General features: G+C 61.3%; 15 protein-coding genes. 4 read left to right on the top strand and 11 right to left on the bottom strand.

What is annotated here, in order from left to right; translation table 11 throughout:
• On the top strand, window positions 1–549 hold a 549-nt coding region (locus V7S54_RS30780), incomplete at its 5' end, for a porin (protein WP_336409700.1).
• Window positions 550–646: 97 nt separating this feature from the next.
• Here V7S54_RS30780 and V7S54_RS30775 read toward each other — a convergent pair.
• The 7 genes from V7S54_RS30775 to V7S54_RS30745 all read right to left on the bottom strand — a co-directional run bounded on the left by V7S54_RS30775 (window position 647) and on the right by V7S54_RS30745 (window position 8,169).
• Window positions 647–1,249, bottom strand: a complete 603-nt coding sequence (locus tag V7S54_RS30775) for an alkylhydroperoxidase domain protein (protein WP_336409701.1) — start codon at window positions 1,247–1,249, stop codon at window positions 647–649.
• A gap of 22 nt (window positions 1,250–1,271) precedes the next feature.
• Complete coding sequence (locus tag V7S54_RS30770; RefSeq protein WP_065372849.1) at window positions 1,272–1,889, bottom strand: CMD domain protein; 618 nt, start codon at window positions 1,887–1,889, stop codon at window positions 1,272–1,274.
• 39 nt (window positions 1,890–1,928) lie between these two features.
• Window positions 1,929–2,975, bottom strand: a complete 1,047-nt coding sequence (locus V7S54_RS30765) for a putative FMN-dependent luciferase-like monooxygenase (RefSeq protein WP_336409702.1) — start codon at window positions 2,973–2,975, stop codon at window positions 1,929–1,931.
• 30 nt (window positions 2,976–3,005) lie between these two features.
• On the bottom strand, window positions 3,006–4,643 hold the full coding sequence (locus tag V7S54_RS30760; RefSeq protein WP_336409703.1) for an ABC transporter ATP-binding protein: 1,638 nt from the start codon (window positions 4,641–4,643) through the stop codon (window positions 3,006–3,008).
• Window positions 4,640–5,524, bottom strand: a complete 885-nt coding sequence (locus V7S54_RS30755) for an ABC transporter permease (protein WP_065372852.1) — start codon at window positions 5,522–5,524, stop codon at window positions 4,640–4,642. The genes V7S54_RS30760 and V7S54_RS30755 overlap by 4 nt, the downstream gene beginning before the upstream one ends.
• On the bottom strand, window positions 5,521–6,465 hold the full coding sequence (locus tag V7S54_RS30750) for an ABC transporter permease (RefSeq protein ID WP_065372853.1): 945 nt from the start codon (window positions 6,463–6,465) through the stop codon (window positions 5,521–5,523). The genes V7S54_RS30755 and V7S54_RS30750 overlap by 4 nt, the downstream gene beginning before the upstream one ends.
• A gap of 66 nt (window positions 6,466–6,531) precedes the next feature.
• The gene (locus tag V7S54_RS30745; protein ID WP_336409704.1) at window positions 6,532–8,169 is read right to left on the bottom strand and encodes a TIGR04028 family ABC transporter substrate-binding protein; all 1,638 of its coding nucleotides are present in this window, start codon (window positions 8,167–8,169) and stop codon (window positions 6,532–6,534) included.
• Between the two features lie 334 nt (window positions 8,170–8,503).
• Here V7S54_RS30745 and galE point away from each other — a divergent pair, with 334 nt between their 5' ends.
• Window positions 8,504–9,490 (top strand): UDP-glucose 4-epimerase GalE, encoded by a 987-nt coding sequence (gene galE / locus V7S54_RS30740; protein ID WP_336409705.1) that lies wholly within the window; start codon window positions 8,504–8,506, stop codon window positions 9,488–9,490.
• Between the two features lie 47 nt (window positions 9,491–9,537).
• On the opposite strand, the gene V7S54_RS30735 is transcribed toward galE, so the two are convergent.
• From V7S54_RS30735 to V7S54_RS30720, 4 genes are all read right to left on the bottom strand, one after another.
• Window positions 9,538–10,542 carry an acyltransferase family protein gene (locus tag V7S54_RS30735; RefSeq protein ID WP_336409748.1) on the bottom strand — a complete coding sequence of 335 codons (1,005 nt, stop codon included), beginning with the start codon at window positions 10,540–10,542 and terminating at the stop codon, window positions 9,538–9,540.
• A 23-nt stretch (window positions 10,543–10,565) separates the two neighbouring features.
• Window positions 10,566–11,849, bottom strand: a complete 1,284-nt coding sequence (locus tag V7S54_RS30730; RefSeq protein ID WP_336409706.1) for an O-antigen ligase family protein — start codon at window positions 11,847–11,849, stop codon at window positions 10,566–10,568.
• A gap of 8 nt (window positions 11,850–11,857) precedes the next feature.
• Window positions 11,858–13,129 carry a polysaccharide biosynthesis/export family protein gene (locus V7S54_RS30725; protein WP_336409707.1) on the bottom strand — a complete coding sequence of 424 codons (1,272 nt, stop codon included), beginning with the start codon at window positions 13,127–13,129 and terminating at the stop codon, window positions 11,858–11,860.
• Between the two features lie 73 nt (window positions 13,130–13,202).
• Complete coding sequence (locus V7S54_RS30720; RefSeq protein ID WP_336409708.1) at window positions 13,203–13,883, bottom strand: sugar transferase; 681 nt, start codon at window positions 13,881–13,883, stop codon at window positions 13,203–13,205.
• 733 nt (window positions 13,884–14,616) lie between these two features.
• On the opposite strand from V7S54_RS30720, the gene V7S54_RS30715 reads away from it, so the two are divergent.
• Complete coding sequence (locus tag V7S54_RS30715) at window positions 14,617–14,901, top strand: exopolysaccharide production repressor protein (protein WP_336409709.1); 285 nt, start codon at window positions 14,617–14,619, stop codon at window positions 14,899–14,901.
• A 224-nt stretch (window positions 14,902–15,125) separates the two neighbouring features.
• On the top strand, window positions 15,126–16,136 hold the full coding sequence (locus V7S54_RS30710) for a glycosyltransferase family 2 protein (RefSeq protein WP_336409710.1): 1,011 nt from the start codon (window positions 15,126–15,128) through the stop codon (window positions 16,134–16,136).
• The last annotated feature ends 124 nt before the right edge of the window (window positions 16,137–16,260 follow it).

The raw sequence follows: 16,260 nt of genomic DNA, 5'->3' as shown, positions 1-16,260 counted from the left end.
ACGCTCGGCAACGTCACCGAGTTCAACTCGATCGCCTACCTCTACGACGGCGGTTCGTTCCAGGCCGGTATCTCGGTCGACGAGCTCGAAGGCTGGTCCACCAAGGCAAACGGCATCGGCATCTCCGGTATCGTTTCGGCTTCGGTCGGCGGCGTTTCCTTCGACCTGCTCGGCGGCTACGACACCGAATGGGAAGAAGGCGCAATCCGCGGCCTGCTCTCGGCCGACCTCGGCCCGGGCACCTTCCAGCTTGCCGGCATCTGGGCTTCGAACCCGAACACTTACTGGAAGGCTTCCGAGTGGTCCGTTGCAGCGTCGTACGCCTTCAAGGCAACCGACAAGCTGAAGATCACCCCCGGTGTCCAGTACTGGGATAGCCTGCAGACCTCGTTCACCGATTTCGGTGACGACGACATGTGGCGCGCTGGCGTAACGCTCGACTACGCGATCACCGAAGGTCTGGCGACCCGCATCTCCGTTCAGTACGAAGACAAGGACAATGCCGACGAGCAGGTCAAGGGCTTCGTCCGTCTGCAGCGCAACTTCTAATCCGACCACCATCGGATGCAATGGCCTGCAACCTCTGCCGAGGTTGCGGGCTTTCTTATTGCCAGCGAAATACGTCGGCCGCCGGATCCGGCGCTGATCAATTGGCTGGGGTTGGCTCGCCCAGCGAAAGCATCAGACGGTTCGCCCAGTTGAAGAAGGCGGCGCCGTGGATCACGTCGGCGATCTCCAACTCATCAAGGCCGGCTACAGCCAGCAGCGCGACATGCTCCTCGCCGAAGGCGGGCGGTGTCGCAGTCAGCGCGACGGAGGCGGCAACGATCGCATTCCAGCGTTCGCCAAGGTCGGCACCGACACCCTCATCCAGCAGCTTCTGCACGTCGTCGCCGCGTTTCGAATGATGAGACGCGAAGCGCGAATGGACGGAGGCGCAGAAGATGCAGCCGTTTGAGCGCGAAGCGGCCGTGGCCGCGAGTTCGCGCTCCGCGCGCGGCAAGCCCGTGCGGGTATTGTAGAAGATGTCCTTGTCCGTCTTCGTGCGAGCCTCCAGTACCTCCGGATCGCGGACCAGCAGACGAAAATAGGGAGACTTTGCGCGTGCCGCTTCGACAAGCCCGCGGAGATGTCGATCGGTCAGATCGTCCTCGGCCAAGGGCTGGAGCCACGGCGTCCAGCCGATCTCGGCCTGGGTGAAGGTTACAGGAGGATTTTCTACGCCCGGTATGATGGCAAGTTCAGTCATTGTCGCGGTTCCTCTCGATGTCTTATGCGGCGGCACGCTTCGATGCGGCGGAAAGCAGGCTGAGCCCGGCGATCACCCGGATCTGGAACGCGACAAACGAGACGAGTTGCGACAGCGTGACGATGCCATCTGTCGTCCAGCCGGCGTCGAGCAGCGCCTGCAACGCTTGCGGGCTGGCCTCGCGCGGGCGGAAGACGAGCAGATGGGCATGCTCCAGCGCCGCGGAGAGCCTTTCGCCGAGCACGTCGCGGTTTGCGTCCGAGACGCGATAAAGCAGACCTGCCCTGTTCTCGACGCTCAACGGTCCCTCGGGGTAATCGCCGTAGGGACCCGTCGCCTGCCCTGCCCCAATCTCCGCCTTCAATACCTCGACAAGCCAGCGGTCCGTACCGCTTTCCTCCAGGGGATTGACGTAGAATTCATAGATATCCGGCTGACGGTGAACGCCGGCGATGAAACTCGCAATTGTCTGCCGCTCCGCCAGGGAGACGTCGCCAGGTGCCTTGGGTCGAAATAGCGCGAGATAGCTTTGCTGCGCCTGTTCTCGCGTTTCCGGTCGTTGGGCGCGTATGCGGTCGAGACTCGATCCCGGCGTGATGCCGGCGAGCAGATCGATGATGTCGGGTGACACTTGGGGCATGGCTTTGTCTCCTCTACTGGATGAAATCGGCGCTCAGTCTCAACCGACGGCACCAAACCGGCGCGCGTGGAACTTCTCCTGCGGCGCCCAGCCGAGCGCTGGCGCAACCCTGGTCGAGATCAATTCGATCGAACGAAGGATCAAAGGGTGCGGCGGATCGACGGAGTGAACCTGGAACACGAGGTCGGTCACGCGCTCCAGTGTCTCGTCGCGGCTGAGGCTTTCGATGACGTCGTCCACCGATCCGACATGGACGTCGAATGCAGCAATCAGATCGGCAAGGGAGTTGCCGGCAACCTTGTGGCCGGCGGCGATCAAGCGTTCTGCACCGCGGTTCAGCCCGATCTCCGCCAGCCGCAGCGCTTCAGCACGGCTATCGGCGACAAAAAGGCTGCGGGAACCAAGGATGCGCGGCGCGCGACCGGAGGGAAGCGCATGGAGATAGGCGTCGATGATCGGGTTCTGTAGTTCCGCCAACGAGGCGTTCGGTTTGTCCTGCGGCCGCGGCTGCGTGCGCGACAGCATCAGGCCGTCGCCAGCGCGACCGGCGCGCTCGCCGCCAGCGGCGGAGAAGGTCGCCTGCCAGATGCGATCGAGCAATTGCGGCGCTGCGGGATAGAGACGATCCCCGCCGGCAAGCGCTCGCCCGGCCCAGGCATCAAGCACGGTTTGCAGATGCCGACCGAAGACCACACCACGCTCCGCGCTTTCAAGGCCGAAGGCGGTAAAGGACGACGGCGTTCCGCCTGTGCCGAATCCCACCTCCAGGCGGCCCCCGGAAAGCAAATCGAAAACCGCTGCGTCTTCCGCCACCCGGATCGGGTTTTCGAGCGGCAGGGTGATGACGCCCGTGCCGAGGCGGATGCGCGTCGTTTCGGCTGCTACATGAGCGAGGAAAACAAGGGGGGCGGGCAGACCGCCTTCATCAGCATGGAAGTGATGCTGCGCCACCCAGGCGGTATCGAAGCCGAAGCGCTCGGCGGTCACGATCTGCTCCTTGGCGTAGTAATAGCGGGTGCCGGCGGGAACGTCGTCGAGCAGGCGTGTGAAAAAGCCAAGGCGCTTGCGTGGGGTGGTCTGTGTCATGGTCAGTCCTTGTTCGTAATTCCCGCCGCATCAGGCAGCGGCCCGGGGGCTTTGCCCGGGAATGGCGTTGATCAGCTCGCGGGTGTAGTCGCTGCCGGGATGTTCGAAGACCTCAGAAACCACCCCACCATCGACAAGGCGCCCATCCCTCAGGACGGAAACGGTGTCGGATATCTGGCGCACCACGGCCAGATCGTGGGACACGAAGAGGTAGGTCAAGCCGAGATCGCTCTGCAGTTCCTGGAGCAGGGCGAGAATGCGCGCCTGGACGCTCACATCCAGCGCGGATACCGCCTCGTCCAGCACCAGAACCTGAGGATCGAGCACAAGTGCCCTGGCGATCGCGACCCGCTGGCGCTGACCACCGGACAGTGCGTGCGGTCGTCGCGAAAACGCGTCTTCGGGCAGCCCGACCCGGGAAAGGATCGCCCTCGCCTTCTCCTCGCGATCAGTGCGCTTGAGCCGGCTGAAATTGATCAGCGGCTCCGCCACGATTTGCAGGATGCTCTGGCGCGGATCGAGCGATCCGTAGGGGTTCTGGTAGACGAGCTGGATCTTGCGTCGAAATTGCCGGAGATCCTCTCCGGTAAGACGCGAAAGATCTGTACCGTCGATTTCGATCCGTCCAGCGGTCGGTTTGTCGAAGCCAACAATACTTCTGATGGTCGTCGTCTTTCCCGAACCGGATTCCCCGACGATCGCGTGGGTCGACCCGCGACGGACACGAAAGCTCAGATCGTCGACCGCGCGAAACCGACTTTTGCCCTCGCCCGCAAATTCGCGAACAAGACCGTCGACGACGACAATATCGTCGTGAACCCCTGATGCTGCCGAACTGGCCCCCGGCCTGGACACAGGGCTTGCGAAAGACGGTGCAGCCGCCAGGAGTTGTCGTGTGTAAGGGCTGCGCGGGGCTGCGAGAATGAGGCTGGCTGCGCCTTGTTCCTGAATTCGCCCGTCCTTAAGAACGACGATGCGTTCAGCGCGGTCGGCGGCAACGCCGAGATCGTGGGTCACGAGAAGTACGGCAGTGCCGTACTCGGCTCGCAATTCATCGATCAGATCGAGAATGCGTTTCTGCACCGTGACGTCGAGCGCACTCGTCGGCTCATCGGCGATGATCAACTGCGGTTTCAGGGCAATGGCGATCGCGATCAGCACGCGCTGGCGCATGCCACCCGACAGTTCGTGTGGATATTGCCGCGCCCGCAATGCCGGCTCGCTCAGGCCCACACGGGCAAGAAGGGAGATGACGCGATCGTCGATCTCGTCGGGGGGCAGCGCACCGTGGATCCGGAAGATCTCGCCGACCTGCGCGCCGATGGTCGTGACCGGATTGAGAGAGTTTCCCGGATCCTGAGGCACGAGGCTGATCCTGGCGCCACGCACCGTTTCCAGTTGCCGATCGGTCCATCGGGCAATGTCCGTCCCGTTGAGCTTGATGCTGCCGCGTTCGACGCGACCGTTCGCGGCAAGCAATCCGATGATCGACTGCGCTGTGGTGGTCTTGCCGGAGCCGGATTCTCCGACAAGGGCAACGACTTCGCCAGGATTGATGCTGAAGGAAACATCGTGGACAGCGCGTCGTTCCGCAGTTCCATCACCATAGGCGATGCATAGACCCTCGACTTCGAGAACGGGCGGCACCTGCTGAGGGATCACGGTCATGCTGTGGACTTTCCGAAGGATTGGCTGACCCGATTGGCGGCCAATACGACGAGAACGACCACGACGCCGGGAGCCGTCGTCAGCCACCAGGCCGTCGAGATGTAGTTGCGGCCTTCTGCGATCAGCAGGCCCCATTCGGGCGTCGGCGGTGGCGCGCCATAGCCGAGAAATCCGAGTGTCGAGATTTGTAGCACCGCCGAGCCGAACTGCAGCGATGCGAATGCCAGAACCGACGTCAGCGAATTCGGCAGAATGTGCCGCCAAAGCACCGATGCAAACGTGCCGCCGCTGCCGAAGGCCGCCTCGACATAGTCACTGCGGCGTACACGCACGACTTCGGCTCGGGCCAGCCGGGCGAAACCTGCGACCGAGGTGACGCCGACGGCAATAGCCGCATTCACCGTGCCGAAGCCGAGCAGGATGATGATGCTGAGCGAAAGCAGCAATGGCGGGATCGACAGGAAAACGTCGACAAGGCGCATGATCGCATCGTCGAAACGACGCCGGACGGAGCCGGCGACGACGCCGAGCCCGGTGCCTACAACAAGGCCGAGGCCAACGGCGACAAAGGCACCCGTCAGCGAATGCACGGCACCATGGACGATGCGTGCGTAGAGGTCGCGTCCGAGAGCATCGGTCCCGAACAGATGCTCTGCGCTGGGACGCTTCAGTTGCGCGCCACCCACACCCTCGAGCGGGTTGTAGCCTGTGAACAGCGAGGGGGCGACCGCCCAGAGGAAAACCGTCGCCAGGATGAACCAGGACAAGGCCAGTCCCGGAGGCACGCGGCGTAGCGTCGAGGCCATGCGAGAGCGCCGCCCTTGGGTCTGCCGCCTTGCATCCGCAGCGATGTCGTCGTGAAGCGTATCGAAGGTGGTCATGCGGCAACTCCGACCTTTGTCCTGAGGCGTGGGTCAAGCACGGGGTAGAGCAGGTCCACGGCAAGATTGATGATCACGAAGGCGAGTGCCGAGAGCACGACGATGGCCTGGAGAACGGCGGCATCCTGGCTGCCGACGGCCCGTTCGGTAAGGCCGCCGATGCCGTTGAGCCCGAAGACGGTTTCCGTCACCACGGCCCCGGCGATCAGTTCACCAAAGAGCACGCCCGCAATGGTCAGTGTCGGGAGGAGCGCATTCTTCGCCACGTGCCGCCAGAGAATCCAGTGACGGTTCGCGCCTTTGGCACGGGCGACGCCGACGAAGGGCCGCGTCATCACCTCGTCGATGTTGCGCACAAGCACCTGGGCGAGCGGTGCAGAGATCGGTACCGCGAGCGTGAAGACGGGCAGGATCAATTCCTGCCAGGGTCCCGGATTGATGACCGGAACGAGCTTCAAGCGAAAGGAAAAGATCTGGATCAACATGATCCCAAGCCAAAAGGTGGGGATCGAGATGAAGAGCGAAGGAACGGATTGCAGCGCGCCGCGCAGCCAGGTGAACGGCGTCAGACTGGAGAGGAAGGCGATGAGGATCGCCAGCACCGAGGCAAGGAGGAAGCCAAGCGTGGCGAGTTTCAACGTTGCCGGCAGATGGGCTGCGAGCAAACTGCTCACCGGAACGCCCGCCTGAACGGAGTAGCCGAAGTCGCCGGTCAGGAAATTGCCGATCGTCTGCACGTACTGAACGATAACCGGGCTGTCGGCGGCATAGGACGCGCGGATTTCGGCGACCTGTTGCGCAGTCAACCCGAGATCGGGGTTCTGGAACTTGATGAGGATCGCGTCGCCGGGCATCGCCTGAAGCAACACGAAGGAGATCGTGAATGCGGCCCACAGGACGAAGAGCGCCTGTCCGACGCGATTGAGCAAATAGGCGGACATGATCCAATCCTCTGCACGCGAATTTCAGGAGTGGCGGCCACCGCGAGCGCGGTGACCGCGCGTCGATCAATGCTCGGCGAGCCAGGTGCTGTAGAAGCTCGGACGACCGACCGCCTCGAAGGCGACGCCCTGGACGTAAGGTGCGCCGGCATAGGCCTGCGGTTCCTCAAAGATCGGGATCGCATAGGCCTGGTCCACGACGTAGTCCTGGATCTCGCCGGCGATCGCAAGGCGCTTTGCACGGTCCGGCTCGGAGGCCAGGGAGTCGAGCAGGCCGTTCAGCTTGTCATCGACGAAGCTCTGGACCTTGTCGCTGAGGCCACCCTTCTGACGCAGCACGTCGCGGTTCTTCGGGTAGTACTGGCTCTTGATCACGTCGGGATCGGCGCGCCCGACCATCGCCGGTGAGACGGGCGTCTTCAGGGGATCGAGATCGTCGACCGTCCTGCTGCCGCTATCGCCGGCAAGAACGTTGAGCTTCACGCCAACCTTGCCCCATTGCTGGGCGACCAGTTGCAGCGTCTCCTTGTTCTGCGGCTGGGGCAGGGATTCGTAAGCGGTCAGCACCAGTTCCTTGCCATCCTTCTGGCGCAGGCCGTTGGATCCGACCGACCAGCCGGCCTCGTCGAGCAGCGCCTTGGCTTTCTGCGGATCAAAAGCGAGCTTTGCCGAGATATCCTTGTAGCCGAGTGCAGAGGACGCAATGATCGAGGTCGCCTGCGGGTAGTTGGCAGAAAACAGCGTCGTGACGATTTCCTTGGCATCGGTCGCGTGCAGCAGTGCCTGGCGCACCTTGACGTCGGCCACGAGCGGATTGTCCGGCCGGAAAACGACGCTGTTGTTCACGCCGCGTGTCGATGGTGCGTAGATCTGGTAGTCCTGCGCCTCGACTTGGCTTTCGTCATAGGCCTGGACCTGACGGATGAAATCCGCCTGGCCCGCAAGCAGCGCACCGATGCGCACGCTGTCTTCGCCGGTGATGATATAGGTGATGCCATCGAGATAGGCGCGGCCCTGGTGCTCGAGCTTCGCGGGGCCCCAAACATAGTCTTCGCGCGCCTTGAGATTCAGCTCTTTGCCGATCGTCTCGCTCTCGACCACGAAGGGACCGGAGCCGATGATCCTGGTTGCGTCGCCAAGCTCTTCGAAGGGGAGCGAAAGGGTGCTGGCCGCCACGAGACCGGAGCCGATGACCGATGTTCCCTGCAGGAAGCCCGGCGAAGGTCGCTTGAAATAGAATTTGACGGTCAGCGGATCGATGACTTCGCTGCGTTCATAGTTGTTGATGACTTCGGAAACGGGGTGCTTCAGCGCTTTGTTGCCGAGACCGAAAACGTCGTAATTCTTGGCGACGGCCGCCGCGTCGAGTGGCGTGCCGTCGGAGAAGGTGACGCCCGGGCGGATCTTGAAAGTGTATTCGGTCGCATCCGCGTTGACCGTCCAGGATTCGGCGATCCACGGTTCGATCTCAAGCGTCTTCGGGTTCTGATAGGTCAGCTTGTCGGTGATCTGATTGAGGATACCGCCGTTCGGATAAAAGCCGCCTGCCGGGGGATAGAGATTGGTATGGGCTTGCTGCTCCAGATAGATCAGCGTCCCGCCTTTTATCGGCTCCGTGCCTTCGGCGTGGGCACCCACGTGGGTCAGGCCGGTCGCCGCGAGCGTCGCGAGGGTGAGCGCAAGCCGTTTCAGTTTCGTCGTCATGAGAGCCTTCCTTCGAAAATCTGAAGGCTATGGTACGACTGCCAGCGTCATTATCAATTAAATCTAGTAAATTAATATGCTATATATTTCGACGGATGGGAAAGAAGCATCTCGCTCGCAGGCAAGGCTGAGAGAATTGTCCCCGGCGTGCAAATTCACGTCGATCTCGACATGCTCCGAGCATCTCGTCCTTGTGGAAAAGCCGCCCCTGTGCCCACCCGCCACACACGCGACATGGACACGTGCTTGATTGCGGCCGGCATTGACAACCCTGTCATTATCCGTTGAAAAAACTCGGCAATTCCTTTGAACCTCCCAGGGATCGAAAAGCATCATGGAAAGTAACAAAGTCCTCGTCGTCGGCGGTGCCGGCTATATCGGCTCGCACACCTGCCTCGAACTTGCCAACAAGGGTTTTGAGCCCGTCGTCTATGACAACCTGTCGAACGGTCACGAGGAATTCGTCAAATGGGGCGTGCTCGAAAAGGGTGATATCCGCGATCGCCAGCGTCTCGACGAGGTGCTCGCCCGCCACAAGCCGCGCGCCATCCTGCATTTTGCGGCGATGATCGAGGTCGGTGAATCGGTGAAAGACCCGGTCTCCTTCTACGACAACAACGTCATCGGCACCCTCACCCTACTTTCGGCAGCACTTGCCGCCGGTGTCGAGGCCTTCGTCTTCTCATCGACCTGCGCCACCTACGGCCTGCCCGAGAGCGTGCCGATTGACGAGCAGCACCGCCAGGCGCCGATCAACCCCTATGGTCGGACGAAATGGGTGTGCGAGCAGGCGCTGAAGGACTATGGCCAGTACAAGGGCCTTCGTTCGGTGATCCTTCGCTACTTCAACGCCGCGGGCGCCGATCCGGAAGGCCGCATCGGCGAGTGGCACGAGCCCGAGACGCACGCGATCCCGCTTGCGATCGACGCCGCCCTTGGTCGCCGCCAAAGCTTCAAGATCTTCGGTACGGACTACGACACGCGCGACGGCACCTGCGTGCGCGACTATATCCATGTGCTTGATCTGGCCGACGCGCATGTGCGCGCCGTCGAATATCTGCTGGCCGGCGGCGACAGCGTAGAGCTCAATCTCGGCACCGGTACGGGCACGACCGTCAAGGAACTGTTGACGGCAATCGCCGACGTCTCCGGCCGCGAGTTCAATATCGATCTGGTCGAGCGTCGCGAAGGCGATTCCACGACTCTGGTCGCCAACAACGACAAGGCACGCGACATTCTCGGCTGGGTCCCGCAATACGATCTGTCGGATATCACCCGCACCGCCTGGAACTGGCATTCGCGTCGCAACCAGGGCGCCTGATGAATTGCTGAAGCGGTGCGGCGCTTCATGCGCCGCACCGAAAAGACTTAAGCTACGCCCTGCTGCAATGGCTTCGGTACGATGCGCGAGCGCAAACGTCGCGTCAGCGGTTTTTCGAGAAGCAGATAGGCGGCGACGCCCAATGCCGTTCCCGTTACGACGGCGAGGAACGCCGAAAGAGCGAGGTCGACACCCGCCCTGGCACAGATCTTCACCACAACCGATATGGCGAAGGTGTGCCAGAGATAGATGGAATAGGACGCATCGCCGAGAAGTATCGGCAATCCACGGGGGCGAAACCAGCCACGACTTTCGAGCGCCAAGGTGCCGACGACAAGCATGACGGCCAAGGGCCCGAGCACGAATTCGTCGAAAGGCAACCGAAACACGGCCAGCGCCGAAAAACCTGAAAACGCGATTGCAACGAGCGCCATGCCGGCATTGCTTTCCGGTACCCTGCCCCGCAGCCACAGTTCGGCAATGATCATACCGGCCACGAATTCAAGAATGATCGGCCGCGTATAGGCGGCGAACAGCGTATTGTCGCAATCGATGGCGAAGCCCAAGCCGACCAGCAGCAGGAAGCAGGCGGTGATCGCCAGCAGTCGACGCGACCGCGGCAGCAAGAGGGTCAAGGCGAAGACGGCGTAGAAGAACATCTCGTAGTTCAGCGTCCAGCCTTGGACGAGAACCGGCCAAACCTCGCCGGTGCTCGGGGATGGTAGCGGGACGAACAAAAGCGACGCCACCACGTGGGTGGGGCTGAGAACGAGATTGGGGAAAAGCCCGGCAAGGCCGCCAAGAACCATGACGGCTGTCGCCAGCCAGTAGACCGGCGCGATCCTTTGAACGCGGTCACGCAGGAAAGAGAACGGCGACATTGGCTTGCGCTCGCTGATCACCCACATGATGAAACCGCTGATGACAAAGAAGATGTCGACGCCGGCAGCGCCGATCGCGAAATGATGCCCTGTGCGCTCGGCCGCATGAAATACGACGACGCCGAGCGCTGCAACGGCACGCAGGTACTGGATCCCGTAGATTGTGGTCATCGCGCGCCCGTTGGTCCGGTCCATCAGTACCTCAGCTGCGGCATGCCCTGCGGCACGATCCGCGCTCTGCGGACCTCAGCCGAGCGCGCTTCCGGTCGGGGTTGCGGCAAGGTCAGCTTGCCAGCGGCGAAATAGAGCAGGAACGACCCAACGTGGTAGGGGTTCATAATGTCGATCTCCACGAAAGAGCGCACCAGCAGCAACATCGCGATACCGAATAGCACCGAGGACTGGGTATCGTGGTCCTCCGTCAAGAGGCGCTTGATATGTCCGAGAACGGTCGTCAGCAGAATGCCCGATAGCAGGAAAAGCCCGATTGCACCTGTTTCCACGATCGCCTCGATGAAGGTGTTGTGGAAATGGAAGCCCGAGCGCGTCGAGATGTAGAATTCTTCCCACAGGCGTTCGGCCTCAGAGAAGCCCTGAACCCAATAGGCCTGGTAGCCGACGCCCACCACCGGCGAGGCCATGGCCGCTTCGATGCCCTGCTGCCACAGATAGGTGCGCCCGGTCAGCGTCGAATCCTTGCCGAAAAGGCCAAGCACCAGATCGACGCCGCCGCCATAGATGCCCGCGACAGCAACCAACGCGCCGCAGATGACAGCTGCAAGAAACAGGCCCTTGCGGTGGCCGGGCGAAAGCAGACCGACGACGCGCATACCAAGCCAGAGCCCGATGATTACGGCGGTGGTCAATACGGATGTGGCCGATTGCGAAGCGAGCAGCGAATAGGCCGCAAGCAGCCCGACCGCGCCGGATGCCAGAAGCCACAAGCGTCGCTCCCCAAGAGCGACGGGCGCTATGAAAGCGAAGTAGATGCCGAGCGAGGCGTAGAAGCCCAACTGGTTCTTCGAGGCGAAGGCGCCGACGAAGCTGTATGTGCCGTCAAGCGGATCGAGATGGTAGACACCAAAGAGCAGGGAGTAGACGAGCACGATCCCGATCCCCGCGATCGCACCGCGTGTCAGGGTTCTGATGTCGATGAGCCTCATGGCGATCAGGGCGCAAACGACATGCGAAAAATATTGGATCCCGGTGCGTGCCGTCATCGACGGTGCTGCCGACCAGAAGACCGAAAGGCAGGCAAAGACAGCAAAGCCGAGGATCCACAGACGCCTGCCGTAGTTGCCGAGCACGCGACGGTAGTCGACAAGCACGAGCGGCAGCCACAGTCCGTAATAAAGCAGGATCGACGCCTGTCCGAAGCGAGATGAATAGGCGAAGACGAAGAACGACAGCGCGATCGCAACGGTGCCATAGGCACCATTGCGGTCAGGCGATATCAAGCTCGACTTCGCAATTCTCACGGCCGATCCTACTGCGTCGCGAGGTTGGCTTGAACCTTGATCACGTCGCCGGGCAACACCGGCGTGTTTTCATCGGCAGTGACCTCGGTCGGCTTGCCGTCACGCTCGCGGATGATCGAATAGGCGATGACGGCGTCTGCCGTATTGTCCTTCGATTGTGCCGCTTCCGCCGATTGCAGCAGTGCTTCGGCCATCAGGTCTCGGCTGGTGCCGAGTTTGATCTGCAGCGTGTCGAGTTCCGCTTCGGTGTTTTGGAGATCCTGCGCCAGCTGCGCATCCCAATCGTTGCGAAGATTGGTTTCGTCCTGCGCCGCCTTGCTGACATCCTGCTTCGCCTTGAGCGAGGCCGTGTCGATGTCGAGCAAAGCAGATTGCAGCTCGGCCACACGTTGCTCCAGCGAGAGCTTGCGCTGGCTGAGCGCCAGCCCCTTTTCGGCCAGGCTCTCGACCTTCTCGCGGTCTTCCGCCGCGAGTTCCATCTGGCGGTTCTGCGTTTCCGACTTCTTTGCCAGCGACTGGATTTCGCTTTCCAGCAACGCCTTCAAGTCGGCAAGCGACTTCAACTGCAGCTTCTGCCTCCTGTCGCGCGAGCTCATCAGGGCCGTTTCGTTCGCAAGAAGCTTGTCGATGCCAGGTACGCCCTGGAGGTCCTTCGGCAACTCGATGCCCTGCTTGTCGGCAATCTCGGCCTGAAGCCGGGCGCGCCGGATCAGCAGCCTGTTGCGTTCGGCCGTCTGCACGCTCGAATCGCCGTGAGCGTTGATATAGTCGCGGGCGAAACGTTGCCCGCTTTCGGAGCGACGCAATCCGCCGCCGAGGCTTATCGCCTTCAGCACCGTCAGATTGGGTGCGAAGGGATATTCGCCAGGCTTTTCGACTTCGCCGGAGAGATAAAGCGGGCGGTATTGTGCAAGTTCGACGGAGGCGGACGGGCGATCGCGCAGACCGAACAGGGTCTGCATCTTCTCGCCGATCGCTTCTCCGACCTCGGTGGTCGTCTTGCCGGCCGCCGGCAGATCGCCGATGAACGGCAGCGACAGCGCGCCGGACGGCCCGACGGTATATTCGCCAGTGACAACCGACCAATCGCGCACGGCGCCTTCGGCGGTTTGCCACTCGGCGACGCGAATCTTGAGCTTGTCCATGGTGCCAAGCTGATATTCCTCGGCGCCGGCTTGAGTGGCGCCAAGGACCACCGCGGCAACCAGGACCGTGTGGTGAAGGAAACGAGACACCTTGCGGGAAATCCAGGACTTCCCTGACGGAGCGTGTTTGTTCATATGAGGTTCCCGTTAAAAGACGCCGATCCCGCGGCCGACCTGTCGGTCGTGCGGGTGCGAGGGCGTTGATCCGTCAGTAGCTGCCGCGTGAGAAGCAAACGGCCGGAATGGTCTTTGCGACGATGGAGAAGTCGCGCAGCATGGACCAGTTCTGGACATAATGGGTATCGAACGCGACGCGAGCCGCGTAGGACACGTCGTTGCGTCCGCTGATCTGCCACAGTCCGGTAAGACCCGGGCGCGATTGCAGGTAGTAGACGGCAGCTTGGTCGTAGAGCTCCAGCTCATCTTGCACCACCGGCCGCGGGCCGACGATGCTCATTTCACCGCGGACGATGTTGATAAGCTGCGGCAGCTCGTCGAGGCTCAGCTTGCGCAAAACGCTGCCGACGACGGTGACCCTGGGGTCATCCTGCAGCTTGCGCGTCGCGCGCCACTCCTCGTAGGCGGCTGGATTGCTTCTAAGATACTCTTGCAGAATCCGGTCACCGTCCGTCCGCATTGTGCGGAACTTCAGGCAACGGAAAGACTTCCCGTTATGACCGATGCGGCGATGGCCATAAAAGATGCTGCCGCCGTCGGAGAACTTGACGAGCGCAACCAGCATCAAAAAGAGCGGGCTCAGAAAGACGAGCGCCAGTGAAGCGGCAAAGATATCGAAGCCACGCTTCGAAATGCCACCCACGGGCGGGAGCGCTGCAGTCTCTGCGGCACTGAAAAACGGCGAACTGGCCGATCGAGTCGCAGACTTCATAGAGATAACTCCATTTAGGTTGGCGAATGGTCGGTCCCTCGAATAGGAACACCCTTATTCAAGAAAGAGTGTGTGGTGAGAATTTGTCTTTTGAGGGCGAAATAATGGCGGGTACCCGGTAGGCGCCCAAATGACGAATATCACTGATTTCTGATATGTAATATTTCCATCCAGCCAGCCGATATATTATGAGACGATAAAGTCTTACGTTCGGAGCGCTCGTGTATTGTATTGTTGGCGCGCAACTACGTTTCCGTAAAGCCAATATATCTTTGTATCTGTTATGTTTGCGTTCACCTGCAAGCACGTGTCTTGGCGCCGATAAAAATTGGCAGGCGTCAGTCTTTCCGATGAAATGCTGCAATGCGGCAAGTTTTTGCGCCGCACGCGCGGCGGGACACCAAAAGTTAATTTCGTAACAAAAGGTGATCTCAATCGTTGCCCAAACAGCAACCAGCGGGCGGTGCGGTCACGACAAGACGCCGGATGGTGGAGGAATTGCCTTTGGATTGCCACGGAGTCGCAACGGTCGAATCGATGCGGGATCGAAAAACGGCCAAATTGATTCGAATGCTCTAAACGCGACATAAAGACTTTGGAGGCACAGTGGCAGCAGGGTGCGGGCTTTTGGCGGTTGAAGCGAAAGGGCGCTGCCAATATATTGGAATCCTGAGGAGGAAAGGCCGAACTCCGATGACGACATCGACGACAGAACCGAGCGCGAGGTAGCGCCATGTACGCACCGCGCGTTCTTGTGAGCATGCTCGGCGCCCTGGCCGTGTTTGCGATCGTTACCTATTTCCTAAACGGTTCGCTGGCGTCGACGCTTATCCAGACCGTCATATGCGCCGTCCTGATGCAGGTCGGCTATTTCTTCGCCGTGCTTTACCTGGTGTGGAAGAAGGCGCGGGAGAAGGAAAGACAGGCTGCCGAGATGGCGCAAGCGGCCGGCGACGACAAGTCGGCCGGCAATGCCGCGCCGCGCCGCCTTGATCGCCCTGGCCATTTCAATCGCTGATCAAGGCTGGTCTCCCCGCTCGGCAGGCCAGACGGCGGCACTCAAGAAAATCTCAGATTTGACGCGTTTGCGACACGATCGCCCTGCATGGTTCGGCCGTTGCCACCCTGGCGACGTCGCGTAGCTGCGGCCAACCCAAGAAGCGGAGCCGCGCTGGAACCGAAATACCGCAGCGTTCGCAAAGACAAGCGCGCTGCCCGTTAGACACGATGCTGGAGGCCCTCATGACCACAGACGTCTGCGTCATCATCGCCGCAAAGAATGCCGAAGCAACCATCGCCCGAGCCGTTGCTTCGGCCTTGGCAGAACCGGAAAGCGCCGAGGTGGTGGTGATCGACGACGGCTCGACGGACGACACCGAGGCGGCCGCGCGCTCTGCCGACGATCTGAGCGGGCGCCTGACGATCGTCCGCTTTGAAAGCAATCGCGGGCCTTCGGCCGCCCGAAACCATGCCATTTTGATCAGCCGTTCACCGGTGCTTGCAATCCTCGACGCGGACGATTTCTTCCTGCCGGGCCGTCTGGGCCGGCTGCTTGCGGAAGACGATTGGGACTTTATCGCCGACAACATCGCCTTCATCGACGAGGCCGCAGCGACCGACGTCGCCCAGAAGATCGATGAGTTCCAACCGCAACCCCGCCTGCTCAGCCTGATCGACTTCGTTGAAGGCAACATCTCCCGGCGCGGCGTGAAGCGCGGCGAGGTCGGGTTCTTAAAGCCGCTGATGCGCCGTCACTTCCTGGAGGGCCACGCCATCCGCTACCGGGAAACGCTTCGATTAGGCGAGGATTACGATCTCTATCTCCGCGCCCTGGCAAAGGGCGCACGCTACAAGGTTATCCGCAGTTGTGGTTATGCGGCCACCGTCCGCAGCAATTCATTGAGCGGCAGCCACCGAACGGAGGATCTCAAGCGCCTCTACGAGGCCGACCGGATTATCCTGGCCGCAAACACATTGGAGAGCGAGGCTGCGGCCGCCATCCGAAGGCATGAGCGGCATATCAAGGACCGTTATCAGCACCGGCACTTTCTCGATCTGAAGAGAGAACGCGGCGCAGCGGCCGCCATCGGCTACCTCCTGCGCCAACCCGATGCCGTTCCCGCGGTCACGGCCGGCATCCTTGCCGACAAGACCGAGCGCTTCAAACAGCCTCACCCGGATGCTCCGGCCGCGCTCGGTGGCTCCGGAGGGTTGCGTTACCTGCTTCCCGCCACTGCGGACGGTCGCCAATAGTCATTTACAGCGCCGCGCGTCTTATCAGACGCGCAAAGGTCGCTGTAGCACTTTGAATTGCTGCATGTTTTTGTCCTTTAACCGCCTACGATTAAAGGAAACATGCAGTAGGCCACGGCACTTT

Origin of the sequence: Ensifer sp. CCNWLY38 (genome assembly GCF_037120565.1) — a bacterium.
Classification (GTDB): domain Bacteria; phylum Pseudomonadota; class Alphaproteobacteria; order Rhizobiales; family Rhizobiaceae; genus Ensifer; species Ensifer adhaerens_H.
The sequence above is the reverse complement of the archived record's forward strand: the minus strand, read 5'-3'. Positions and strand labels throughout refer to the sequence as shown.

Bases quoted from the DNA above. Each gene is read 5' to 3' on its own strand.
- V7S54_RS30775 (WP_336409701.1), bottom strand. From the start codon at position 1,249: ATGACTGAACTTGCCATCATACCGGGCGTAGAAAATCCTCCTGTAACC.
- V7S54_RS30770 (WP_065372849.1), bottom strand. From the start codon at position 1,889: ATGCCCCAAGTGTCACCCGACATCATCGATCTGCTCGCCGGCATCACG.
- V7S54_RS30765 (WP_336409702.1), bottom strand. From the start codon at position 2,975: ATGACACAGACCACCCCACGCAAGCGCCTTGGCTTTTTCACACGCCTG.
- V7S54_RS30760 (WP_336409703.1), bottom strand. From the start codon at position 4,643: ATGACCGTGATCCCTCAGCAGGTGCCGCCCGTTCTCGAAGTCGAGGGT.
- V7S54_RS30755 (WP_065372852.1), bottom strand. From the start codon at position 5,524: ATGACCACCTTCGATACGCTTCACGACGACATCGCTGCGGATGCAAGG.
- V7S54_RS30750 (WP_065372853.1), bottom strand. From the start codon at position 6,465: ATGTCCGCCTATTTGCTCAATCGCGTCGGACAGGCGCTCTTCGTCCTG.
- V7S54_RS30745 (WP_336409704.1), bottom strand. From the start codon at position 8,169: ATGACGACGAAACTGAAACGGCTTGCGCTCACCCTCGCGACGCTCGCG.
- galE (WP_336409705.1), top strand. From the start codon at position 8,504: ATGGAAAGTAACAAAGTCCTCGTCGTCGGCGGTGCCGGCTATATCGGC.
- V7S54_RS30735 (WP_336409748.1), bottom strand. From the start codon at position 10,542: ATGACCACAATCTACGGGATCCAGTACCTGCGTGCCGTTGCAGCGCTC.
- V7S54_RS30725 (WP_336409707.1), bottom strand. From the start codon at position 13,129: ATGAACAAACACGCTCCGTCAGGGAAGTCCTGGATTTCCCGCAAGGTG.
- V7S54_RS30720 (WP_336409708.1), bottom strand. From the start codon at position 13,883: ATGAAGTCTGCGACTCGATCGGCCAGTTCGCCGTTTTTCAGTGCCGCA.
- V7S54_RS30715 (WP_336409709.1), top strand. From the start codon at position 14,617: ATGTACGCACCGCGCGTTCTTGTGAGCATGCTCGGCGCCCTGGCCGTG.
- V7S54_RS30710 (WP_336409710.1), top strand. From the start codon at position 15,126: ATGACCACAGACGTCTGCGTCATCATCGCCGCAAAGAATGCCGAAGCA.